The sequence below is a fragment of the Rhodococcus aetherivorans genome (assembly GCF_011058165.1).
GTDB classification, from domain to species: Bacteria; Actinomycetota; Actinomycetes; order Mycobacteriales; family Mycobacteriaceae; genus Rhodococcus; species Rhodococcus aetherivorans.
Window position 1 is genome coordinate 57,497 of sequence record NZ_JAALEG010000015.1, and the last position, 22,482, is coordinate 79,978.

A 22,482-nucleotide genomic window follows, 5' to 3' on the forward strand; every position below is an offset into this window, starting at 1 on the left:
CTCGGTGTACCGGTGAATTCTGTCAACTCGATGATACGGAGTAAGCCATCGTGACCCTTGATCTGTACGTGGACGGCACGTGGAGTGCCTCCACGAGCGCGGAGCGTATCGACGTCGTCAACCCGACCACCGAGGAACGCATAGGGGATGTCCCCGCCGGGGCTGCCGCAGATGTCGATGTGGCGGTGGCTGCCGCGCGGCGGGCCTTGGAGCAGTGGTCACAGACCGCGCCGCACACGCGGGCGGAGTTCGTCTCGCGTCTGGCCGACGAACTGGAGCGGCGACAGGAGGAGATCACCGATATCGTCGTCGCCGAGGTCGGCACCCCACGCAGGGTGGCGCGTTGGGCCCAGGTCGGACTGGGTATCGTCGACCTGCGTGAGGCCGTGACCGCGGCGAGGGACTTCCCGTGGGAAGAACAGCTCCGCAACTCCCTGATCGTGCGTGAGCCTGTCGGGGTGATCGGGTGTATCACGCCCTGGAACTACCCGTTGCACCAGATCACCGCCAAAATCGGGGCTGCGCTCGTGACCGGGTGCACGGTGGTCGTCAAGGCCAGCGAGGTTGCCCCGTTCACCGCCCACGCCCTGGCGGAAGCGGTCGACGCTGCCGGAGTTCCGGCCGGCGTATTCAATCTGGTTCACGGGTACGGTCCGATCGTCGGCGAGGCCATCGCCATTCATCCGGACATCGATATGGTCAGCTTCACGGGATCGAACTCGGTCGGCAAGCGAGTCCTCGAACTGGCCGCCGGGACAGTGAAGCGGGTGTCGGTCGAACTGGGTGGAAAGAGCGCCGCTGTGCTGCTCGACGACCTCAGCGACGAGGAGTTCGGTAAGGCCGTGCCGCACACCGTGCGTGCCTGCTACATGAACGGCGGACAGTCCTGCAATGCGCAGACTCGTTTGGTCGTACCGCGCTCCCGCCTGGCCGAGGCGGAGAAGCTCGCCGCGAAGGCGGCCGCGGCATATGCGCCCGGCGATCCCGCCGACGGCGACACGAAGCTCGGACCCATGGTTACCGCATCTCAGCGTGAGCGGGTCCTCGACTACATCCGTGCCGGCGTCAAGGAGGGCGCAAAGCTCGTCGCCGGGTCGGTCGACGCACCGGCCCGTACCGGATTCTTCGTCGAACCGACCGTGTTCTCGGAGGTGGACCCGGACAGCACGATCGCTCAGGAGGAGATCTTCGGTCCGGTGCTGTCGATCATCGCGTACGACACACCCGAGCAAGCGATCGAGATCGCGAACGGCACGATCTTCGGTATCGCCGGCGCTGTGTGGTCCGGCGACCCCGAGCGCGCGAAGTCGGTTGCGCGCAGGATGCGTGCGACGCAGATCGAGGTCAACGGTGGAAAGTTCAACGGCGCTGCGCCTTTCGGCGGATTCAAGCAATCCGGCCTTGGGCGTGAGGGCGGGGCATTCGGCCTCGAGGAGTTTGTCGAAATCAAGAGTCTGCAGCTCTAGCGACGTTCTTGCGGGGACCGCCGCGGTCCCGCGAAGGAGTGAGCACGATGGTCTACACCGATCTTCCGTACGACGAGGCGACGAAAGCGGGTTTTGCCCGGGCGTTGTTCGATCACCTCGACCACGACACCACCGATATGGCGCCGGAGATCCTCGAGGTCGATCCGCGCGTCTACACCGATCCGGAACTGGCGGCCCGCGAGCGCAGAGAGCTGTTCGGATATGTGCCGATCATCGCGGCGCACAGCACCGAATTGCCCGGCAACCACGACTTTGCGACGGTCCAGTTGCCGAACAACGAGATTGTTCTCGTTCGGCAGGCGGACGGTGGGGTTCGTGGGTTCGTGAACACCTGCCGGCATCGAGGCGCCCGGCTCGTTCCCGAGGAGAGGGGTTCGAAGCGCATCTTTTCGTGCCGCTACCACGGGTGGGCGTATGGGAGCGATGGCAGTCTGCGGTCGATCGCGGACGAGCCGACGTTCGGTAGGGTCGATCGTCGCTGCATGAGCCTGCTGGAGGTTCCGGTCGAGGAGCGACATGGTTTCGTCTGGGTCGTCGACTCCGCCGCGGGTGATCGAACGATCGACATCGCGGAGTGGCTCGGCCGGGAGTTCGACGAGTCCCTCGCCGCCATGGAGATGGACAAGTACCACTGCCATATCGCCCAGAACTTCGATGTGGACATCAACTGGAAGGTCTTGATGGATGCCTTCCTCGACGGCTACCACATCACCTCGACCCACGCCGGAACTGTTGCGCCGTACTTCTACAACAACGCGCAATCCTGGGAACCCATGGGCAGGCACGGACGAATGGTCACGGCACGCAAGAGCATCGACACGGTGCGAGGTGTCGCGCCCGCGGACGCCCCGATCGACCGGCACATCACCGTTGCGCACTTTCTGATGCCCAATATGTCGGTGCTGCGTCAACCGGATCATCTGGAGGTGCTCAACTTCGTCCCTGCTCCGGGCACGCCCGTCGGGGCTCGGATGCAGATGCGTCTTCTCACTCGGGAACCTGCCGTGACGGACGAGCAGAAGGCGCGGTGGGACAAGAACTGGAACATTCTGATGGCGGTACTTCGAGAGGAGGACCTCGTCGTCAACGAGGGTCTGCAGAAGGCCGTTACGAACACGGACATCGGACCGATCTACTTCGGGCGAAACGAGATTGCCAACCAGCATTTTCATCAGTGGATGGCGCGTGCGTTCGAGGATTCGAGGAAGTGGGGCTGAGCTCCGAAGTGCTCATTCCGGGCTTGTCGCCAGTACCGATAGGCATTAGATTACTGCCCGTGTGATGCAGGGCATACCGCGGTGGTAAAGGGCTTATCCCGCAGCCCCGCACCTCGACGGTCGCGATGAGCTTGCAATCGAACGATTCTGCCCCGTTGTCGACACACGTCGACAACCGCCACTCGCGCGTTCATCGGCATCGAACCCAGATACCCCACAACCCGAAGGAACCAACATGTCGCAGATCTCCGGCCTGGGGAAGGAAAGGGCCGTCTCGGGTGCCCGATCCGTGGTCCTCACCTGCTTGGCCATCACCATCCTCGATGGTGTCGACCTCATCATGTTCGGCGCAGTGCTTCCGACGTTGCTGGAAATCGAACAGTGGGGGATCACCACCGCCTCGGCAGGGTTGATCGGCAGCTTGTCGCTGTTCGGAATGATGGCCGGCGCAATGCTGGCCGGCTACCTCACGGACCTCGTCGGCCGGCGACCGATCGTGCTCGCCTGCATTGTGAGCTTCAGTCTGTTCACCGGGTTATGTGCCATTGCGCCGAATCTCGAGACCTTCGGCCTCTTCCGGTTGCTTGCCGGCCTCGGCTTCGGCGGAGCCCTCCCCACCCTGATTGCGCTCACCCAGGAATACGTCAAGGTCGACCGACGGCAGTTCTACAACGGCGTCATCCAAACCGGTTTTCCCATCGGCGGGTGCGTGGTCGCCATCGCCGCCATCTTCATGATCCCTGCCTTCGGCTGGGAATCGATGTTCGCAGTGGGTGGCCTCCTTGGGGTCGTGTTGTTCGTCATCGCATACCGAAGCCTGCCCGAATCGATCGCTTTCCTCGTGAGCAAGGGCCGGCACGATGAGGCCCGCGCGTTGACGCAGCGTTACTCGGTTGATCACGGTGCCGAATCCGGCCTGGCCCTGGAGGAGTCGAAAACCGCGAATGCCGGTTCCAAGTCGGGTCTGAAGCTCCTGTTCGCACCCGGATACAGGATCGCGACGATCATGTTCCCGCTCATCACCTTCTTCGGCCTTCTCGTCTCGTACGGCATGAACACCTGGATTCCTCAGATGCTGAGGGCCTCCGGCTACGATCTCGGGTCCGCGTTGACGTTCCTGCTCGCCTTCAACATCGGTAGCGGGTTCGGCATGGTGGTCATCACCGGTCTGGCGGATCGACTGGGATCGCGTCCGGTGATCTCGGTGAGCTTTGTCGGGGGAGCGATCGCAGTGTCCGCCCTGACCCTGCAGCCGGCACAGGCGCTCGTGTTCGGGTTGGTTCTGCTGATCGGCTTCTGTGCGTCCTCCACGACGGGCGTTTACGGATTCGTCGGGGTCTTCTACCCGGCCGCTGCGCGTGGCACAGCGCTCGGACTGGCGGTGGGGCTGGGCCGGTTGGGTGGTGTCTGCGGGCCCATTCTCACCGGAATGATCATGAGCTCTGCGCTCGGAGCGGACTGGGCCTACTACGCCTTCGCGTTCGCTGGAGTGGCTGCCGCAGTGCTGGTGTCGTTGGTTCCCCGAAGGACCAATGCCATGCATCGGACGGACGCGCCTGTCGAAAAGGCCGCGGAGCCTGCCTGATCGATTCCGAAACGTGAGGGGGCTGGGAGACGGAGGCGCGCACGTAGCCTTCATCTGCGACCCGAGCTTCGCGACGTTCCTGCTGTGTCGCACTGGCGGCTCTATCGACAGCAGAGGGCTGGCATCAGGGCTCCGGCGGTTGTGTAACCTACGTACGTTAGATATTGTGGTGTGATGTCGCCCACATCCGGCCCGGCGCTCCCGAGCCTCTCGGTCGACGAGGGCGGACAGGGGTGTCACCGACCGTACCGATGGCGCAGAAGGGCCGACCGCTATGAGGATGAAGACGAGATTGACCTGCCCGTGTGGAGCCGTGGTCACGGGCACGGATGAAGACGACCTGGTTGCGAAGGCCCGGTCGCACCTGAGCGAGTCACATCCCGGAATGGAGTACTCGCGCGATGAGATTCTCTTCATCGCGTACTAGCAGTGTCGCGTACTAGCAGTGTCGCGTACTAGCAGTGTCGCGTACTAGCAGTGTCGCGTACTAGCAGTGTCGCGTACCGGCAGTGTTTCGCCAATGGTCAAGCGGCTGTTCATCAACGACATCGATGCGGTGAGGAGTCGATTCCCGCGCAAGGGTCCTCGACACGTCGATCCGGCTCGGCTGATTTACAAAGAACGATTGACGTATCACTTCTCATGTATGTAAGCTGAATCACATGACGGTGCGAACCCTGTAGGGAAGTCGCCGTCCTCCAGCATCTTCCATCCCTCTGTTACATGTTCGAGCTGAGGAGCTTTGATGAAACTCGAAGGTAAGGTCGCGCTGATCACCGGTGCCGGGTCCGGGTTGGGACGCGAGGCGTCGCAGTTGTTCGCGTCGGAGGGCGCGAAGATCGCGGTGGTCGATATCGATCCGGAGCGTGCGAAGGGCACGGTCGAGTTGGTCGAGCAGCAGGGTGGTTCGGCGATCGCGGTCACCGCCGATGTACGCGTCGAGCAGCAGGTGGTCGATGCGGTGGCGGCGACGGTGGCGGCGTTCGGCAAGCTCGACATCGCGTGGGCCAATGCCGGGATCGTCTCGCGCGGTGGTGTGCCGTCCGTTGCGGGTGGTGAGCAGGTCGAGTTCCAGGATCTGACGGACGCGGACTGGCAGGACGTCATCGGGGTGAACCTGTCCGGCGTGTTCTACACCGCGAAGGCGGCGGTGCCGGCGTTGCGGGCCAATGGTGGCGGTGTCATCCTGGCGACCTCGTCGGCGGCGTCGTTCGTGGCGTACCACAGCATCGCAGCGTATTCGGCGACGAAGGCCGGTGTGAACGGGATGGTTCGCGGTCTGAGCCTGGATCTGGGCAAGTACGGGATCCGGGTGAATGCGATCGCCCCGACGCACGGGATGTCGCCGAACTTCCTGGCGCCGGCCGGTGCTCCGGTGGTGGGGCAGTCGTACGAGGAGGTCGCCGGTCCGTGGGACCCGAGTGTCTCGCCGATTCCGCTCAAGCTCAATCGTCCGCCGTCGCTGAAGGACAATGCGCGGGCTGCGTTGTTCCTCGTGTCGGACGAGTCGGCATACATATCCGGTGTCACCCTGCCGACCACCGACGGCGGCACCTTGTCTCGTGTGGCGATGATGTTCCCCGAAGACGGGAACAACCCGCCGCCGATGGTCACCGGCGAGGAATGACGATGACTGCCCACGACACGGAAGCGCAGTCAGGCACGCGCCGACTCGTCGTGGATCGGTCGGCGTGCGCCGGGCACGGCCTCTGTTACGGCCGCGCCCCCGAAATCGTCGACTGCGATGATGCCGGATACCCGGTGCTCGTGCAGGAAACGCTCAGGACCGAGGAGCACATCGTGGCGGCCGAGGAGGCCGTCGCGATGTGCCCCGAACGAGCCCTGAGCCTCGAAACACTCTGACTTCTCGAGCAACACAGACCCTTCGAACGGGGCGATCAGCATGACCATCACCGACGAAATGTCGACACCTGTCGTCGACTTCGACATCTACGACCCGTCGCTCACGGACCCGGTGGACACCGTGCAGGAGAAGGTCGCCGAACTCGCGGCCAAAGGCCCTGTCGTCTACTCGACCGCGCACGGCGGCCACTGGATCGTCACCCGGTACAAGGAGCTCCACGAGGTCCTCCGCGACCCGGAAACCTTCTCGAGTTACCCGAACAACCTCGTCAATGCCGGGGACGGCAAGTTTCTGCCGCTCGAGCTCGACCCGCCGGAGCACACCGGATATCGGGTGGCCCTGCAGCCGCTGTTCTCCCCGAACCGGATGAAGGCGCTGTCCGAGCAGATCCGGGGCGTGGTCAACGAACTGATCGACAGTTTCGCGGGCAAGGGTGAGGCGGAGTTCATCGCCGACTTCGCGCACGAGCTGCCCACCCGCGTCTTCCTCGCGTTGATGGACTGGCCACTCGAGGACGCCCCGATACTCACCGAGGCCACCGACACCGCCCTGATGGGCAAGCCCGGCGCCAGCGAGGACGAGTCGGCGAAGGCACGCGCCGAGGCAGCCCAGCAGATGTTCGCCTACTTCCAGAAGATCGTCGACGAGCGTCGCGCGAACCCCGGTGAGGATGTCACCTCCGCACTCATCCGCACCGAGGTCGACCTCGAGGACGGCAAGCGACTGCTCACCGACGAAGAGCTGACCCGCATGTTCTTCCTCCTGCTCATCGCAGGTCTGCACACCGTTCAGGGATCGCTGGCCTGGGCCGTGATCCACCTGGTGAACAATCCTCGTCAGCGCGCCGCGCTCATCGAGGACGACTCGCTGATCCCGAACGCCGTCGAGGAGGTCCTGCGGATCGAGGCTGCAGTGAGTATGGGCCGCCGTGCGACCCGCGACGTCGAACTCGGCGGGGCGAAGATCAAGGCCGGCGACCAGTTGCTGCTGGTGCTCTGTTCGGCCAACCGCGACGGAAGCGAATTCGAGGATCCCGACGAGTTCGTGATCGACCGGTCACCGAACCGGCACCTGACATTCGGTGCCGGTCCGCACCGGTGCCTGGGCTCACATCTGGCCCGCATCGAACTGTCGATCGCGCTCGAGGAACTGCACCGCCGGATTCCGGACTACGAACTCGTCGAATCCGATCCGCCGATCCTGCACGCAACGCAGGTGCGGGGCTGCTTGCGGCTTCCGATCAGGTTCACACCGACGACCTGAGCGTCGGATCGGTAGGTTCCATGGATTCAGAAGGGTGCAACGCGTTGACTGCCAGTAACGTATCCGAGGATCTGCTCGTCGACTTCGACGTGTACGACCCAGCTCTCGCCGCTCCGGTCGATGTCTTCCAGGAAAAGGCCGCCGAACTCCGTGCCCGCGGACCGATCGTCTACTCCCCGCACCACGGTGGGCACTGGATCGTCACGCGGTACGCGGACATCTTCCGCATCCTGCGCGATGCCGAGACGTTCTCCAGCTATCCGAACAACCTGGTCGATGCCGGCCAGGGCAAGTTCATCCCGGTCGAGATCGATCCGCCCGAGCACACGCAGTATCGTCAGGCGCTCCAGCCACTGTTCGGTCCGGCGCGGATGAAAGAGCTCGAGCCGAGGATCCGCGAGATCATCAACCAACTGATCGACGGCTTCGCGGACTCCGGCCGGTGCGAATTCGTTGCCGAGTTCGCGCATGCGCTGCCGACTCGTGTCTTCCTCAGTCTCATGGGCTGGTCTCTCGACGATGCCGAACAGTTCACGGAGTGGACGGATATTGCGCTCCAGGGGATTCCGGGAGCCGGCGAGGAGGAATCCGCCCGTGCCCGGGCAGAAGCGGCAACGAACGTGTTCGAGTACTTCGGTGCATTCGTGGATCGGGTGCGTTCCGGGCAGGAGGACTCGGAGAGCGTCACCGCGCAGATCATCGATACCCCGATCCGGATGGACGGAGTCGAGCGGCACCTCACTGACGAGGAACTGCGCCGCATGTTCTTCCTGCTGCTCATTGCCGGACTGCACACGGTGCAGGGTTCACTCGGTTGGGCCATGGTGCACCTTGCGAACAACCCGGTGCAACGGCAGGCGCTCATCGACGACAGCAGCCTGGTGCCGGACGCAGTCGAGGAGATCCTCCGCATCGAAGCCGCCGTCAGCATGGGCCGGCGGGCCACCCGCGATGTCGAGATCGCCGGCGTCAACATCAAGGCCGACGATCAATTGTTGCTCCTGCTGTGTGCGGCCAACCGCGACGAAGCCGAGTTCGACAATCCGGACGCGTTCGTGATCGATCGTGGCCCGAACAGGCATCTGTCGTTCGGCGCAGGGCCGCATCGGTGCCTCGGGTCTCACCTCGCCCGCCTCGAGCTCACCTTGGCGATGGAGGAGATACATCGGAGAATCCCCGACTACGCGCTGGTCGACAGTGATCCGCCGTTGATGCACGGCACGTCGGTGCGTGGGTGCGTGCGGCTACCGCTCACGTTCACACCGGAATCGCGAAGCTGACACGAGGAAGGGGACCCGATTCGATCGGGTCCCCTTCCTCGTGTGCCGGGGCTCAGGCCTTCAGCAGATCACGGTGGATGATTTCCTTCATGATTTCGTTGGTGCCACCATAGATCCGCTGGATGCGGGCGTCGATGAAGGCCTTCGCGACCGGGTATTCCATCATGTAGCCGTAGCCGCCGTGGAACTGCACACCGGCGTCGATCACACGGCCCTGCAACTCGGTGGCCCACAGCTTCGCCTTGGACGCGTCGACCGCGGTGAGCGTGCCCTTGTTGTGTTCCCGGACGCAGCGATCGAGGTAACTGCGTGAGACCTCCACCGCCGTCTGCAGTTCCGCGAGAGTGAAGCCCATTCCCTGGAACTCGCCGATGCGCTTGCCGAAGGCGGTGCGTTCCTTGACGTAGTCGAGTGTCCAGCTCATGACGGCCTCGGCGGACACCTGCGCGGCGATGCCGATACCGAGCCGCTCCAGCGGAAGGCTCTGCATGAGGTAGCCGAAGCCCTGCCCCAGCTCGCCGAGCACATTCTCCTTGGGAACGCGGACATCCTCGAAGAACAACTCGGCCGTGTCCTGGGCGTGCAGACCGACCTTGTCGAGCTTGCGGCCGCGGGAGAACCCGGGCGTTCCGTCTTCGACCACGAAGAGGCTGAACCCTCGCGAACCGGCTGCGGGGTCGGTCTTGGCGAAGACGATGACGAGGTCGGCCAGGATGCCGCTCGTGATGAACGTCTTGGACCCGTTGAGGACCCAATGGTCGCCGTCGCGCACTGCGGTGGTGGTGATGCCCCGCAGGTCGCTGCCGGCGGCCGGTTCGCTCATCGCGATCGCGCCGATCGTCTCGCCCGTGACGAATCCGGGCAACCACCGCTGCTTCTGCTCATCGGTGGCATGGCGGAGCAGGTAGTTGAGGACGATGTCGTCGTTGGTCGAGAACCCGGACTGCAGCGCGGACGCGCCCACCCGCGCAATCTCGGACTGGATCACGACGCGAAAGCGGTAATCGAGCTCGCCGGGCCCGCCGTACTGCTCAGGGACGCTCAGGCCCAGCAGTCCTTGCTTACCCGCGGCGAGCCAGGTTTCCCGGTCGATGAGCCGGTCGGCGTCCCACTTCTCGAGATTTGGGACGACGTGCTTGTCGACGAAGCTCCGCACGGAGTCGCGAAACAGTTCGTGGTCGTGTTCGAAGAGATCGCTCTCCATGTAATCCTCCTGATGCGGGGCGCCCGCAGGCGCCCCGCTGTGGTGTTCGGTGTCAGTTCTCGCCGACGAGTTTCTGGATCTCGCGGCGGAAGACCTGGTTGGCAACCTCGTTGCGGCCCAGGAGCATGTTGCCGGCGTTCGCGCTGTCCATGGCGACCTGCGAACCACGCAGGATCGGGAAGTCCTCGTTGTGGAGGACCGCGATCAGGATCTCGACGTTCTTGTCCCAGATCCGATTCCAGCGCTCCTCGGTCATGCCGCTGTCTTCGAGCGTCGGTGCGATCAGACGGATCTCCATGTGGCAGCGCTGCGGATCGCTCCGGTGGGGGCGGAAGGTGAGCAGCTGGAAATGGTCGGGCTGCTTGAGCAGGGTGCTGTTGGGACCCACCAGGTGGCTTTCCGTCACGTGCTCGGCGAGGCTGCGATCGCCGGGGTCTTCCTCGATCCACCGGTCGATGGTCTTGCGGAGATTGAGGAACCGGCAGTGATGTCCGAAGTCCTCGAAGGCCATGACGTTGGTGTGGATGTGCTTGGCGGCGGTGTTCGGGTGCGCGTACTGGATGTGGTAGCCGTCGAGGAACGCGTCCTGCATCAGCTTCCAGTTGACGGGCTCGTCGAAGCGCTGAACTCGGGTAGTCACCATTTTGTCCATGCCGTATGACCCCATGATCGAGTCCATCTCGGGGCCGAGCCAGTCTGCGACATCGATGGTGGCGTCGGCGTCGTCGACAACCCAGACGAATCCGTGACGTTCCTCGGTCGGGAGTTGCACGAGGTTCCGTTCGGAACGGTCGGCGTCACCGAACGTGTTGTCGCGGGTGATGGTGCGCAGCGCGCCGTCGGTGTCGTAGGACCAGCGATGGTACGGGCAGGAGAACAGGCGGCAACGGCCCTTCTCCTCCTTCTCGACCATCGCGCCGCGGTGACGACATTGGTTCACGAGGGTTTTGACGCTGCCGTCGCGCTGACGGACGACGATGACATTGTTCCGCGGCAACTGGAGGGTGACGAAATCGCCCGCGCGGGGGATCTCGGAGCCGTGGATGATGATCGACGGAACCCGGCCGAAGACACGCTCGCGTTCGAGCTTGGCGATCTCCGGATCGGTGAACTCGACGGGTTCGAACCACGTGACGTGCTCGAATTCGTCGGTGGTGTCGTTGCGCAGATGGTCGAGAGCGCGGCGAATGCGTTCCTCGCGGGGAATTCCGACCTCTGTCATGGCTGCCCTCCAGGCGGTGGTTCGGATCGATGACGCTAAATCTAACTCAAGTAGTTTTAAGTGTAAACCCCGGACCGGTTGCGGGTGGCGCTTCGGCCGTTGCGGCCCTATACCGATCGGCATTAGATTTATGAGAACTGACCCGCAGATGAGGAGCGAACAGGATGATCTCGTATCAGTGGTGTTCGGAACTGGATTCCGGCGATCGGGACGAGGTGCTGGCTCTTGTCGCCGCGGCCGCCGAGTACGACGAGGAAGCCGGGTTCTCGCGGATCCACCCCGGTGATGTGACCTCGACGAGTCGCGACGGCGTCCGCGTCTCCCATCTGCCGATCAAGGCGCGCAAGGACCTGAGCGCGCGCGACGACGCGCCGCTGGTGATTGTGGCGTACCTGCACCTGCAGGTGGACGGCGAGGGGCTGGGTATCGTGCAGTTCGTCGTCCATCCGGACTACCGGTCGCGCGGTGTGGCCACGATGCTGGTCGAGGAGATCGGCCTGGGCACGACAGCGGACGGCGGCTGGGAGCGCACCGGTGCGGTGGCTCTGCGCTGCTGGGCGTACAGCACGCACCCCGCGTCCGAACGTCTCGCGCGACGGTTCGGCATCCCGGCGGTGGGCAGGCTGTGGACGTTGTTCCGCCACCTGTCCGGCCCGTTCGCGATCCCGCTCGACGAGGTCGCGGCGCCCGAGGGCATCACGACGGGCGACGCGCGTCCGCTCGGTGATCCGGCGGTGTCGCGGGCGATCGACGAGGTGCTGGACGCGGCGTCGCTCGTACCCGCGCAACGCGAGCGCCTCGCCGACGAGATCCGCCTCGGTTCCGGCAATGTGCTGGTCGCAACCGACTCTTCGGGAGCGAAGGTGGGGTTCGTGTGGTCCGATCCGGCGCTGTCCACCCACCTCGAGTTGGATGCGGCGTCGGTCCGGGCGCTCGTGCTCACGGAGACCGCCCGCGGGGCGGGCCTCGGGATGACGCTCCTCACGATGGCACTCGGGGCGCTGCGCGACGCGGGGGCCCAGATCGCCCTGATTCGTATCGACCCGGACGACGCGGGGGCGGTGCGCATGTGCCGGTTGATGGCATTCGAGCAGGAGGGGGAACATTCCTGCTACCAGGTCGGCGAGTGGGCCGAGGCGCCCAGCTTCCGAGTCCGCCCGGGTGAGACGAGCGACGAATCTTGTCCGACGTTGACCTAAAGGGTTTAGGCAACTACCGTCTGTGGTGCGCCTCACACTGATGTGTGGGTCCCCAACTTCACTACGTTCCCACGCACGGGCGCTTGCCCGCCCGGAGCTGGGGCGTGCAATCGGAGGAGAACACTCATGGGTCGACTCGAAGGCAAGGTCGCTTTCATCACCGGTGCGGCGCGAGGCCAAGGGCGCTCGCACGCCGTCCGGCTCGCCGAAGAGGGGGCATCCGTCATCGCGATGGACATCTGCGACCAGATCCCCACGGTCTTCTATCCGATGGCGACCAGCGACGACCTTGCCGAGACCGAGCGGCTGGTCAAGGAGGCCGGAGGCTCGATCGTCGCGTCCATTGGAGACGTCCGCAACATCGAGGATGTCCAGCGGGCCTACGACGCGGGCATCGCACAGTTCGGCAAGGTCGACATCGTGCTGCCGAACGCCGGCATCATGCCGGTGATCGGTCCCGGTGAACAGCGCCAGGCATGGCACGACGCAATCGACACCATGCTCACCGGGGTATGGCACGTGCTCGAGGTGACGGTGCCGCACCTCGTCGAACGGGGGGAGGGCGGGTCGATCATCATCACGAGTTCTGCGGCCGGCCTGACGAGCATCGGGCTGAACACCCTCCCCGGTCAGGTCGGGTACAGCGCCGCCAAGCACGGTGTTGTCGGTCTCATGCGGATCTACGCGAAACAGCTTGCCCCGCACAGCATTCGGGTGAACACTGTGCACCCGACCGGCGTGAACACGCCTATGGTGGCGAACGCGGAGTACGGCGAGTTCGTCAACTCCCATCCCGAGGTTGCCGCCGACGAGTCGTACAAGAACCCGATGCCGGTCGAATTGATCGAGGCCGTCGACATCAGCAACGCGATCGTCTACCTCGCCTCCGACGAGGCTCGTTACGTCACCGGTGTCACGTTCCCGGTCGACGCCGGCTACAACATCCGCTGAAGCGAAGGAGCTTTCACATATGACCACCACCGAAGCCTCGACGGGTACCACCCCGTCGATCGCCGACCGCGAACAGGTTTTCATCGGCGGCCGCTGGGTCGATTCGACCGGCGGCGAATGGGTCGACGTCGTCGACTCGTTCACCGAGGAGAAGGTCGCGCGGGTGCGCACCGCCACGGTCGAAGACGCCGCCAAAGCGGTTGCCGCAGCGCGTGAATCGTTCGACAAGGGCGAGTGGTCGTCTCGCAGCATGGCAGAGCGCGCCGATGTCGTCGACGCCATCGCCGACCGCCTCGAACGGCGGGTGGACGAGCTCACCCCGATCGGGGTCATCGAGGTCGGCGTGCCTGTGAGCGTCAGCCGGCCGACCCAGGAGATGGTCGGCGGGTTGTTCCGTGCGGTGGCCGCTGTGGCCCGCACGTTCGAGACCACCGAGGAGCGTCCGCGCGCAGCGGGCGGTGTCTCGCGCATCGTGAAGGAACCGACGGGCGTCGTTGCCGCGATCATCCCGTGGAACGGCCCGGTCGGCACGATCGCGTTCAAGCTCGCCCCGGCGCTGGCCGCGGGCTGCTCGGTCGTGCTCAAGACAGCACCGGAGGCACCGCTCTCGCCGTCGGTGTTCGCGGACATCATCGCCGAGCTGGTCGCGGAAGGTCGCATTCCCGAGGGGGTCGTCAGCGTGCTGTGCGCCGACCGCGAGGTGTCGGAGACGCTCGTGACCAACCCCGACGTCGACCACGTCACCTTCACCGGCAGCACCGCGGCGGGCCGGCGCATCATGTCGCTGGCAGGCGAGCGCATCGCGCGTGTCTCGCTCGAACTCGGCGGCAAGTCCGCGGCGATCATCCTCGACGACGCCGACATCAACCACGTGGTGCAGACGCTCCCCATGGGGGGCTGCATGCAGTCCGGTCAGGCGTGCATCGCCCTCTCGCGCGTGCTCGTCTCCCGCAAGCGTCACGACGAGGTGCTCGAGGTCCTGAAGGCCGCGTATGGCGCGTTGCCGATCGGCAACCCGTGGGAGCCGACCAATTTCCTCGGCCCGCTCGCGTCGAAGCGACAGCAGGATCGCGTCCTGGGATACATCGACATCGCGAAGGAGGACGGCGCGAAGGTGGTGCTCGGCGGCGGTCGACCGGAGGGATTCGACAAGGGCTTCTTCGTCGCACCGACACTGCTCGACAACGTCGACCCCGACTCCCGGATCGCGCAGGAAGAGGTCTTCGGTCCGGTCATCTCGGTGATCACCTACGAAGACGAAGAGGACGCCATCGCGATCGCCAACAACTCGATGTACGGGCTGTCGGGTGCGGTGTACACGGAGGACATCGACCACGGGTTCGAGGTTGCGCGGCGCATCCGCACCGGCACCATCAGCGTGAACACCGCGACGATGGACTTCACCCTGCCGTTCGGCGGCTATAAGCAGTCCGGCGTGGGCCGTGAGGGCGGCCTCGAAGGTCTCGAGGAGTTCTTCGAGATCAAGACCGTCCACATGCCCGCTCCGGCCCGGTAGGACCGACGACGACGCCCCGCGATTCGATCCGCGGGGCGTCGTCGTTGCGTCGTGGGTGGTCGTACGACTGCCGATCAGGTCAGTGGGCCGACACGCTCGGTGGGCCGACACGCTCAGTGGGCCGACACGCTCAGTGGGCCGACACGCTCAGTTGGCTCTTGTCCGCGATCTCTACCTGAGCGTTGCGCACCACGCCGTGGAGGAAGCTGCGGATCATCTCCTCGAACAACTGCCGGGAGGTCATCTCGTTCTCGGCGAGAGCCCGCGCCAGCAGCGGCTGCGACTCCGGGTCGACGTTCGGGAAGATCGTGTTCTTCGTACTCGGCTTGCGCATCGCCTCGGTGAGCACTGCGCCCAGCGTCAAACGCTCCATGCCGTCGAGAATCTGGACGTGCAGGCGGGCCGGCACGCCGGACTCCTCCAGGAATCGGGCAGTGTCCTCGTAGGTGCCGATCAGCAGATCACGCGGAAGATACTGGAGCAGGATCGGCGCGGCATTGCGGTGCTTGAGGATCGACTGACGCAGATTCATGCTCAGCGTCACGAAGTACTCGGGCCAGTCCGGGCCGGGCCTGCGGCGTGGCAGGGTGCCGGCGCCGGCAATCTGTCGCGCGACAGCCTGGAGGATTTCCGACTTGTCGGCGAAGTGGTGGTAGAGGGAGGGCGCCCGTACCCCGAGGTGCTTCGCCAGCCGCGGCAGGCTGAAGGCATCGAGTCCCTCGGAGTCGATGATCTCGATGGAAGCCGCCACCGCGGACGCGCGACTGATGAGAGGCTTCGACGGTCGGGCCATCATCTACTTTCAGCTCGTGCGGTCCACCGGGCGGGTCTGCCCGGCGGGTGACCTATAGATGCTATCTGTTCCGGTCCGGCCGGTGGTTACGCCGTGAGGACGGCCTCGTCGAGGAACTCGACCAGGCCGCGGCTCAACACGTCGTTGTCGTCGCCGCCCACCATGTGCCCGGCACCGCCCACGTCGATGTACCGCGCCCCGGGGATCAGTTCCAGGAGTTCGCGCGCACCTTCGATGCTGACGACGTCGGACTGGGCACCACGAATCAGGAGGGTCGGAACCGCGACGGCGCGCGCCGCGGCCCGGGCCCGCTCCTCGCGCTCCGCGGCAGCATCCGGAAGGTTCGTCCGATGCGACAGCATCCGCGGATCCCAGTGCCAGTACCAGCGACCGTCTCGCTCGCGCATGTTCTTACGCAACCCCTCCACCCGCGGCGGACGGCTCCGGTGCGGGTTGTACGCGATCACGGCGTCGAGCGCGTCGTGCAGGCTGTCGAAGCCCGCCAGTCCCGCGCGCATGAATCCGGTGATCTTGGCCAACCCCTCGGGTTCGGCCTTCGGGGTGATATCCACCAGCACCAGCGCGCGGGAGAGCCCCGGATTGTCTCCTTCGGCGACGAGTGCGGCCATACCGCCCATCGACGCTCCCACGAGCACCGGTGGCTCACCGAGTTCGTCGACGATCGTGCAGATGTCGCGCGCGTGTGCGTCGGAGCTGTAGTCGCCGTCGTCGGCCCATCCGCTGTGGCCGTGCCCGCGCGCGTCGATCGCGTATGAGCGCCATCCTTGTTCCGAGAGGCGGATTCCGGTGCGCTGCCACGAGTGCCTCGTCTGCCCGCCGCCGTGCAACAGCAGGACGGTCCCCTTCCGCTCGGACGGGGGCTCCCAGACATCGGCGACCAGGGAAACGCCGTCGCCCCGAAGTGTGGTCACGGTGCTGGAGATCGTCATCGTTTCGCCCTTCGTCGTCGGAGTCAGTGTCCGGAAGTCCCACCGTCGACGGCGAGCGTCGACCCGGTGATGTAGCCGGAAGCACGGCTGGCGAGGAACACGACGGCGGCGTCGATCTCGCGCTGCGTGGCGGTGCGACCGAGCGAGCAGCCGCGCAGGAACTCCTCGAGGGTATCCGACGACATCTCGGCGATCAGGTCGGTCTCGACGAAACCCGGCGCGATCGCGTTCACACGGATCCCTTTTCGCTGCGACCACTGATGGGACAGATCGCGGGTGAGGCCGACGAGACCGGCCTTGCTCGCGGCGTAGGCGGCCTGGGGGAGCACCGACTTGACCAGCCCGAGCATGCTCGCGATGTTGACGATGCTCGAGCCCGGCTTCATCACGCGTCCGCATGCTTGCGCTGCCCAATACGCGCCGAGCAGATTCACGTCCAGCACGGAACGGAAATCCTCGGGTCGCTCGCGCGTCGCGGGTGCGGAATGGGTGACGCCGGCGTTGTTGATCAGGATGTCGAGCCGACCGAACTCGGCGACCGTGGCCCGGGCGAGGGCGTCGCACTGCTCGGGGTCGGTGACGTCGGTGGGGACGATGAGGCAGCGTCGGCCGGTGGCCTCGATCGTGGGGCCGACGGCGTCCAGCTTCTCGCGACGGCGTGCGGCGATCACCACGTCCGCCCCGGCCTCCGCGAGGGCGCGCGCGAACCCTGCTCCGAGGCCGCTGCCCGCGCCCGTGACGACGGCGACGGACCCGTCGAGCCTGAAGAGGTCGAGGATCGAGCCGGTGTCGTGTGCGGTATCTGTCGAGGTCATGTGGCTGCTCCCGGTGCTGCGTGTCATGAGGTTCGTCTGCGGGCCTTGCGTCCCTTAAAACTAATTACTTAAGATTAGAGCGTAGGTGATGTCCAGGGGAACGGAAACACTGATGGCCGGAAGCACCGATGTGGAGCAGGGCAAGATGCAGGTGATCGGCAAGGACGCACTTGCAGACGGCGTCGTGGCGGTGCGGTTCGCCGATCCCGACGGGGGGACCGTCCCCGCATGGGAACCCGGATCGCACATCGACGTCATCATCGACGAGTCGACGGTCCGGCAGTACTCGCTGTGCGGCGACCCGGCCGACGACACCTGCCTGACTGTGGCGGTCCTCCGTGAGGAGAACGGACGCGGCGGATCGCGGTGGATCCACGACTCGCTGCAGGTCGGCGACCTCGTCAGCATCGCCGGCCCCCGCAACAACTTCAGCCTCGAGCCCGCGCAGTCGTATCTCTTCGTCGCGGGCGGAATCGGCATCACGCCGCTACTTCCGATGGTGCGGGCGGCCGACGCGGCCGGCGCCGACTGGAGGCTCCTGTACGGCGGACGTACCCGCGCGAGCATGGCTTTCGCGGACGACCTCGTCGCCCGGTATCCCGGCCGGGTCGAGCTCCGGCCTCAGGACGAATGCGGGCTCCTCGACCTGGCGGCAGCGCTCGACGCCCTCGGGGACGGCACCGGTGTCTACTGCTGCGGGCCGGAACCACTGCTGCACGCCATCGAGAACGAGTGCCGTAACCGCTCGGGTGTCACCTTGCACGTCGAACGGTTCGCCGCGAAGGAGCGGCCGGCCGACGCCGTCGACGGGGCATTCGAGGTGGAACTCCGGCAATCGGGCAAGACGATCACTGTCGACTCGGGCGAAACACTGCTCGACGCGGTGCTCCGCTCGGGCGTCGATTCGCCGTTCTCGTGCCGCGAGGGAACCTGCGGTACGTGCGAAGCCACTGTGCTGGAAGGAATTCCGGATCATCGCGACTCCGTCCTCACCGAGGACGAGCAGGCGGAGAACGACTGCATGATGATCTGCGTATCCCGCAGCTGCACCCCCAAGCTCACTCTGGATCTGTAGATCGGCCCATGGTGACCCTCCGTCTCGCCACTGCGCGAACGCGTGTGCGCACACCTGCCGTCTCGCCCGGTGTGCTGATCCCGGCGCTCTGCTTCGTCGTGATGATCACCTCGGTCATGCAGACCGCCGTCGTGCCGCTGATGCCCGATATCGCGGCGCAGCTCGGGGTGGGTACGAATGCGGTGGGATGGATCGTCACCGGGAATCTTCTGACGGCCACAGTCTGTACGCCGCTGCTGGGCAGGCTCGCCGACCGACGTGGACCACGAAGAGTGCTGCTGGGCATCCTGGGAGTGGTGCTCGTCGGTTCGTTGCTGTGTGTCGCGTGGGACTCGTTGCCGGTACTCATCGCCGGGCGAGCGCTGCAGGGGACGTCGTTCGCGCTGTTTCCGATCGGCGTCGCTGTGCTGCGCAGCGCTCTCGGGCCGTATCGGCTTACGGCGGCGCTCGGCATCATGTCGGGAACGATGAGTGTCGGCGGCGGTGCGGGAATGATCGCCGCCGGACTGCTGTACAGCGACGGTGACGACTATCGTCGCGTGTTCTGGCTGCTGGTGGCGCTCGCGGTGATTGCAGCTGCACTTGCGTGGGCGGTCGTTCCCGGTTCGCCCGGTTCCGGGACCGGATCCGGATCCGATCTCTGGGGTGCGGTCGGGCTCGCGGTCGGCCTGTCCGCACTGCTTCTGGCGCTCGCGCAGGGCGGGACGTGGGGCTGGGTGTCCGTGCCGACGATCGGTTGTGTCGTCGCGGGTGTGCTCGTGCTTGCCGCCTGGTACCGGCACGAGCGGCGATCCGATGCGCCGCTGGTGGCCCCAGCCCTCCTGACCGCACGTGCGGTGGCGCCCGCCCACCTTGCCGCGTTCCTCGTGGGAATCGCGATGTTCGTACAGTTCCTGGCCACAGCCGTGTTCGTGCAGGCCGCCCCGGAGGAAGCGGGGTACGGGTTCGGTGCTTCGGTGCTCGAGACGAGCCTGCTGTACCTGCTGCCCGGGCAGGTTGTCGGCATCTCCGCGGCTGCGGTGAGCGGGTTCCTGGTGCGGAGGTTCCGCGCCGAGCGGGTGCTGATGGTGGCGTGCGCTATCGGCGTGTGTGGGTTCGCATTTGTCGGGTTCGCCCACGACCGCCCGTGGCAGGTGATCGTTGCGGTGGCGGTCCTCAATGTTTTCGTCAGCGTTGCCTACGGCGCCCTGCCGGCAATGCTCGTCGAGCATGTGTCGCTGCACGACACCGGTGTTGCGAACGGCATCAACGCCATCGCACGGACATTCGGCAGTTCGCTGGCGAGCGCGCTGGTGGGGATGCTCCTCGCGACGATCACGATCGCGGGTGCCGACATTCCCTCCGAGCGTGCGTTTGTGGCCGCATTCGTGATCGGCGGTGTGGCCGCGCTTGCCGCCGGGTTCGTCGCCGGTGCGAGCCGCCCTTTGCAATTTACAAAATTTGATTGACGTCTCATGAGTGAGCCTATAGCCTGAGGTGTACGCGATATGAGGACCCGCGCTCCTCTCGCGCTGAAAATTCTTGTACACAAAACGGATTCGTATTCTCTCGGTCAAGGAAGGCAAGGGACACATGGCTGCCACCGTCGGCTCGGCCCTGTATTGGTGGGCGAAGACCAAGGGGGAACAGAACGCGATCATCGTTGCCGGTGAGGCTCTGACCTACCGTGAACTCCAGGACTGGTCCAGCCGCGTCGCTCGTGAGATCGTCGACCGGGGCATCAAGCCGGGTGAGCGTGTCGGAGTGCTCGGCCCGAATTCGGTGACGTGGCCCGTGGTGGCACTCGGCGTACTCAAGGCCGGTGCGGTGCTCGTCCCGCTGAATCCCCGGTTCAAGCCGGCGGAACTCCGCAAGGTCGTCGATGACGCGGGTGCCGTCCTGGTCATCGCGCCGGAACAGTTCTCCGCAACGGTCGCCCAGGCGCGTGACCTCGGCGATCCCTTCGACACGTTCGGGTTCACCGACATCGCGGCGCTGCGGGAAGGGGAGCGCGACGACTTCCGCGTCGACCTCGCGCCCGACGACCCCACAGCACTTCTGTTCACCAGTGGCTCCACGGGGTTGTCGAAGGGCGTCATCTGCACCAATCGGACTCTGCTCAACATCGTGTTCGAGGCCACCCTCACCGAGGAAGGCTTCCGTCCGGGTTCCACGTCGCTGCTGGTGTTGCCGCTCGTGTTCACCCCGGGCCTCGTGTGGGGGCTGGTCATGTCCACGGTGCTCGGTGGCACGCTCATCATCGAGAAGGAACTCGATCCCGGTCGTGCCGCGGCACTGCTCGGTGAGCACAAGGTGCAGGCTCTGTTCGGGGTTCCGCTGATCTTCGAAGCGATCTCGCGGTCGCCCGAATTCGAGAAGGCCGACCTGTCGTCGCTGCGCACCGCGATCGTCGGCGGCGCGGCAGTCGCACCGGCCCTGTTGAAGCGGTGGGCCGACAAGGGCGTCGCGCTGCGTCAGATCTACGGCATGACCGAAGCCGGCGGGGTCGCGACTGCGACTCTCGTCTCCGAAGCCTTCGACCACCCCGACACCTGCGGGTCCGGCTCGATCTTCACCGAGACGAAGGTGGTCCGCACCGACGGCACCGACGCAGAGCCCGGCGAAGAGGGGGAGATCCTGCTGCGGGGACCCGGCGTGACCCCCGGCTACTGGAACGATCCGGAGTCGACGGCGTCCGCGTTGCGCGACGGCTGGCTGCACAGCGGGGACCTGGGCACCCTCGACGAGGGCGGGCGCGTCAAGTTCGTCGACCGCCTCAAGGACCTCATCATCACCGGCGGCATCAACGTCTCGCCCGTCGAGATCGAGCGTGTCATCAGTGGGATCCCGGGTGTCGAGGAGGTCGCGGTCATTGCCGCGTCCGACGAGCGTTTCGGCGAGACGCCCGCGGCGATCGTCACTGTGAAGGACGGGGTCGACGCGGCAACGATCGTGGAATACTGCGACCGTTTGGTCGCCGACTACAAGGTTCCGCGCTACGTCGTGATCCGGGACGAGCCGCTGCCCCGGCTCCCCAGTGGCAAGCTGTCGAAGACGGCGATCCGGTCCGAGTACCGGGACGTCTCCGAACGATTCGACAAGGTGCGCTGACGCACCCGTCGCGCAGAAAGGAGCCCTCGTGGCTCGGACCGGAACCGACGACGCGGTGATCCTCGAGCGGCACGGAGAGATCGCCGTCGTGCGCTTGAACCGTCCCGATCGGCTCAACGCGTTCACCAATGCGATGTGCTACCGGCTCATCGAGATCTTCGACGAGACCGACACCGACGACGAAGTACGCGCGGTTGTGCTCACCGGAACCGGCCGCGCGTTCTGCGCGGGCGCCGATCTCGCCGCAGGCGGCGACACGTTCGTCCTCGGCGACGATCCGGAGACCGGTGGAGCCCCCGCCGACACGGGTGGTCAGGTGACGCTGCGGATCTACCGTTCCCTGAAGCCGGTGATCGCGGCGATCAACGGGCCTGCAGCAGGCGTCGGCGTCACGATGACACTTCCGGCCGACATCCGCATCGCCTCGGATACGGCCAAGTTCGGTTTCGTGTTCACTCGCCGCGGCTTGGTGCCGGAGGCATGCTCGACGTGGTTCCTCCCGCGGGCGGTCGGAATCTCCACCGCCGTCGAATGGACGGTCGGCGGGAAGATGGTGCCGGTCACCGAAGCTCTCGACCGGGGTCTGGTACGTGAGGTCGTGCCCGCCGATCAGGTACTGGATCGCGCACTCGAGGTCGCCCGGGAACTGGTTTCGGGCACGTCGCCGGTATCGGCGGCACTGACCCGTCAGCTGATGTGGCGGATGCTCGGCGCGTCGGAACCCGAGGTTGCGCACCGCGCCGAGTCGATCGGCATCTATGTCCGGGGCTCCTCCGACGACGTGCGCGAAGGTGTCGACGCCTTCCTCGAAAAACGTGATCCGAAGTTTCCTGATCGCGTCTCGGATGGACTGCCGGATCTGTTCGAGTGACACTGGTGCCGCGTCGGACGCTCCGTGCCACAGTCGCGGGCCCGATGCTTGACAATGGTCATTACTTGTATCATTGCCCGTAGGAGTCGGTGAGGACGAG

At 65.5% G+C, this 22,482-nt stretch carries 20 protein-coding genes; 15 read left to right on the forward strand and 5 right to left on the reverse strand.

The window, feature by feature from the left end:
• Positions 1 to 50: 50 nt before the first annotated feature.
• The 8 genes from G6039_RS09065 (at position 51) to G6039_RS09100 (ending at position 8,696) form a co-directional block, all read left to right on the forward strand.
• Positions 51 to 1,466 carry an aldehyde dehydrogenase family protein gene (locus G6039_RS09065; RefSeq protein ID WP_043799824.1) on the forward strand — a complete coding sequence of 472 codons (1,416 nt, stop codon included), beginning with the start codon at positions 51 to 53 and terminating at the stop codon, positions 1,464 to 1,466.
• 47 nt (positions 1,467 to 1,513) lie between these two features.
• Positions 1,514 to 2,704 carry an aromatic ring-hydroxylating oxygenase subunit alpha gene (locus G6039_RS09070; RefSeq protein ID WP_006936291.1) on the forward strand — a complete coding sequence of 397 codons (1,191 nt, stop codon included), beginning with the start codon at positions 1,514 to 1,516 and terminating at the stop codon, positions 2,702 to 2,704.
• 235 nt (positions 2,705 to 2,939) lie between these two features.
• Positions 2,940 to 4,289, forward strand: coding sequence for an MFS transporter (locus G6039_RS09075; RefSeq protein ID WP_043799826.1), 1,350 nt, complete (start codon positions 2,940 to 2,942; stop codon positions 4,287 to 4,289).
• A 280-nt stretch (positions 4,290 to 4,569) separates the two neighbouring features.
• Positions 4,570 to 4,716: a DUF1059 domain-containing protein gene (locus tag G6039_RS09080; protein ID WP_065923532.1), complete on the forward strand. Its 147-nt coding sequence runs from the start codon at positions 4,570 to 4,572 to the stop codon at positions 4,714 to 4,716.
• A 318-nt stretch (positions 4,717 to 5,034) separates the two neighbouring features.
• The gene (locus G6039_RS09085) at positions 5,035 to 5,916 is read left to right on the forward strand and encodes an SDR family NAD(P)-dependent oxidoreductase (RefSeq protein WP_029541648.1); all 882 of its coding nucleotides are present in this window, start codon (positions 5,035 to 5,037) and stop codon (positions 5,914 to 5,916) included.
• Positions 5,917 to 5,918: 2 nt separating this feature from the next.
• The gene (locus tag G6039_RS09090; RefSeq protein ID WP_080688541.1) at positions 5,919 to 6,152 is read left to right on the forward strand and encodes a ferredoxin; all 234 of its coding nucleotides are present in this window, start codon (positions 5,919 to 5,921) and stop codon (positions 6,150 to 6,152) included.
• Positions 6,153 to 6,192: 40 nt separating this feature from the next.
• The gene (locus tag G6039_RS09095; RefSeq protein ID WP_006936278.1) at positions 6,193 to 7,416 is read left to right on the forward strand and encodes a cytochrome P450; all 1,224 of its coding nucleotides are present in this window, start codon (positions 6,193 to 6,195) and stop codon (positions 7,414 to 7,416) included.
• A 20-nt stretch (positions 7,417 to 7,436) separates the two neighbouring features.
• Positions 7,437 to 8,696, forward strand: coding sequence for a cytochrome P450 (locus G6039_RS09100; RefSeq protein WP_051359172.1), 1,260 nt, complete (start codon positions 7,437 to 7,439; stop codon positions 8,694 to 8,696).
• Positions 8,697 to 8,748: 52 nt separating this feature from the next.
• Here the strand turns inward: G6039_RS09100 and G6039_RS09105 are convergent, their stop codons facing one another.
• Together G6039_RS09105 and G6039_RS09110 are read right to left on the reverse strand one after the other, a co-directional pair.
• Positions 8,749 to 9,900, reverse strand: coding sequence for an acyl-CoA dehydrogenase family protein (locus G6039_RS09105; protein WP_029541658.1), 1,152 nt, complete (start codon positions 9,898 to 9,900; stop codon positions 8,749 to 8,751).
• Between the two features lie 52 nt (positions 9,901 to 9,952).
• On the reverse strand, positions 9,953 to 11,122 hold the full coding sequence (locus tag G6039_RS09110) for an aromatic ring-hydroxylating oxygenase subunit alpha (RefSeq protein ID WP_006936272.1): 1,170 nt from the start codon (positions 11,120 to 11,122) through the stop codon (positions 9,953 to 9,955).
• Between the two features lie 164 nt (positions 11,123 to 11,286).
• Here G6039_RS09110 and G6039_RS09115 point away from each other — a divergent pair, with 164 nt between their 5' ends.
• The 3 genes from G6039_RS09115 (at position 11,287) to G6039_RS09125 (ending at position 14,788) form a co-directional block, all read left to right on the forward strand.
• Positions 11,287 to 12,321: a GNAT family N-acetyltransferase gene (locus G6039_RS09115; protein WP_043799829.1), complete on the forward strand. Its 1,035-nt coding sequence runs from the start codon at positions 11,287 to 11,289 to the stop codon at positions 12,319 to 12,321.
• A 126-nt stretch (positions 12,322 to 12,447) separates the two neighbouring features.
• On the forward strand, positions 12,448 to 13,272 hold the full coding sequence (locus tag G6039_RS09120; RefSeq protein ID WP_006936270.1) for a mycofactocin-coupled SDR family oxidoreductase: 825 nt from the start codon (positions 12,448 to 12,450) through the stop codon (positions 13,270 to 13,272).
• Between the two features lie 19 nt (positions 13,273 to 13,291).
• Positions 13,292 to 14,788, forward strand: coding sequence for an aldehyde dehydrogenase (locus G6039_RS09125; RefSeq protein WP_043799831.1), 1,497 nt, complete (start codon positions 13,292 to 13,294; stop codon positions 14,786 to 14,788).
• 130 nt (positions 14,789 to 14,918) lie between these two features.
• Here G6039_RS09125 and G6039_RS09130 read toward each other — a convergent pair whose 3' ends face one another.
• From G6039_RS09130 to G6039_RS09140, 3 genes are all read right to left on the reverse strand, one after another.
• Positions 14,919 to 15,581 (reverse strand): TetR family transcriptional regulator, encoded by a 663-nt coding sequence (locus G6039_RS09130; RefSeq protein ID WP_029541668.1) that lies wholly within the window; start codon positions 15,579 to 15,581, stop codon positions 14,919 to 14,921.
• A gap of 86 nt (positions 15,582 to 15,667) precedes the next feature.
• Complete coding sequence (locus tag G6039_RS09135; protein ID WP_043799833.1) at positions 15,668 to 16,531, reverse strand: alpha/beta fold hydrolase; 864 nt, start codon at positions 16,529 to 16,531, stop codon at positions 15,668 to 15,670.
• A gap of 23 nt (positions 16,532 to 16,554) precedes the next feature.
• Positions 16,555 to 17,346 carry an SDR family NAD(P)-dependent oxidoreductase gene (locus G6039_RS09140; RefSeq protein ID WP_029541674.1) on the reverse strand — a complete coding sequence of 264 codons (792 nt, stop codon included), beginning with the start codon at positions 17,344 to 17,346 and terminating at the stop codon, positions 16,555 to 16,557.
• 112 nt (positions 17,347 to 17,458) lie between these two features.
• On the opposite strand from G6039_RS09140, the gene G6039_RS09145 reads away from it, so the two are divergent.
• The 4 genes from G6039_RS09145 (at position 17,459) to G6039_RS09160 (ending at position 22,382) form a co-directional block, all read left to right on the forward strand.
• Positions 17,459 to 18,421 (forward strand): PDR/VanB family oxidoreductase, encoded by a 963-nt coding sequence (locus tag G6039_RS09145; protein WP_029541676.1) that lies wholly within the window; start codon positions 17,459 to 17,461, stop codon positions 18,419 to 18,421.
• Positions 18,422 to 18,492: 71 nt separating this feature from the next.
• Positions 18,493 to 19,869: an MFS transporter gene (locus G6039_RS09150; protein ID WP_232334106.1), complete on the forward strand. Its 1,377-nt coding sequence runs from the start codon at positions 18,493 to 18,495 to the stop codon at positions 19,867 to 19,869.
• Between the two features lie 124 nt (positions 19,870 to 19,993).
• Complete coding sequence (locus G6039_RS09155) at positions 19,994 to 21,511, forward strand: class I adenylate-forming enzyme family protein (protein ID WP_029541679.1); 1,518 nt, start codon at positions 19,994 to 19,996, stop codon at positions 21,509 to 21,511.
• Between the two features lie 28 nt (positions 21,512 to 21,539).
• Positions 21,540 to 22,382, forward strand: a complete 843-nt coding sequence (locus G6039_RS09160) for an enoyl-CoA hydratase-related protein (RefSeq protein ID WP_029541682.1) — start codon at positions 21,540 to 21,542, stop codon at positions 22,380 to 22,382.
• The last annotated feature ends 100 nt before the right edge of the window (positions 22,383 to 22,482 follow it).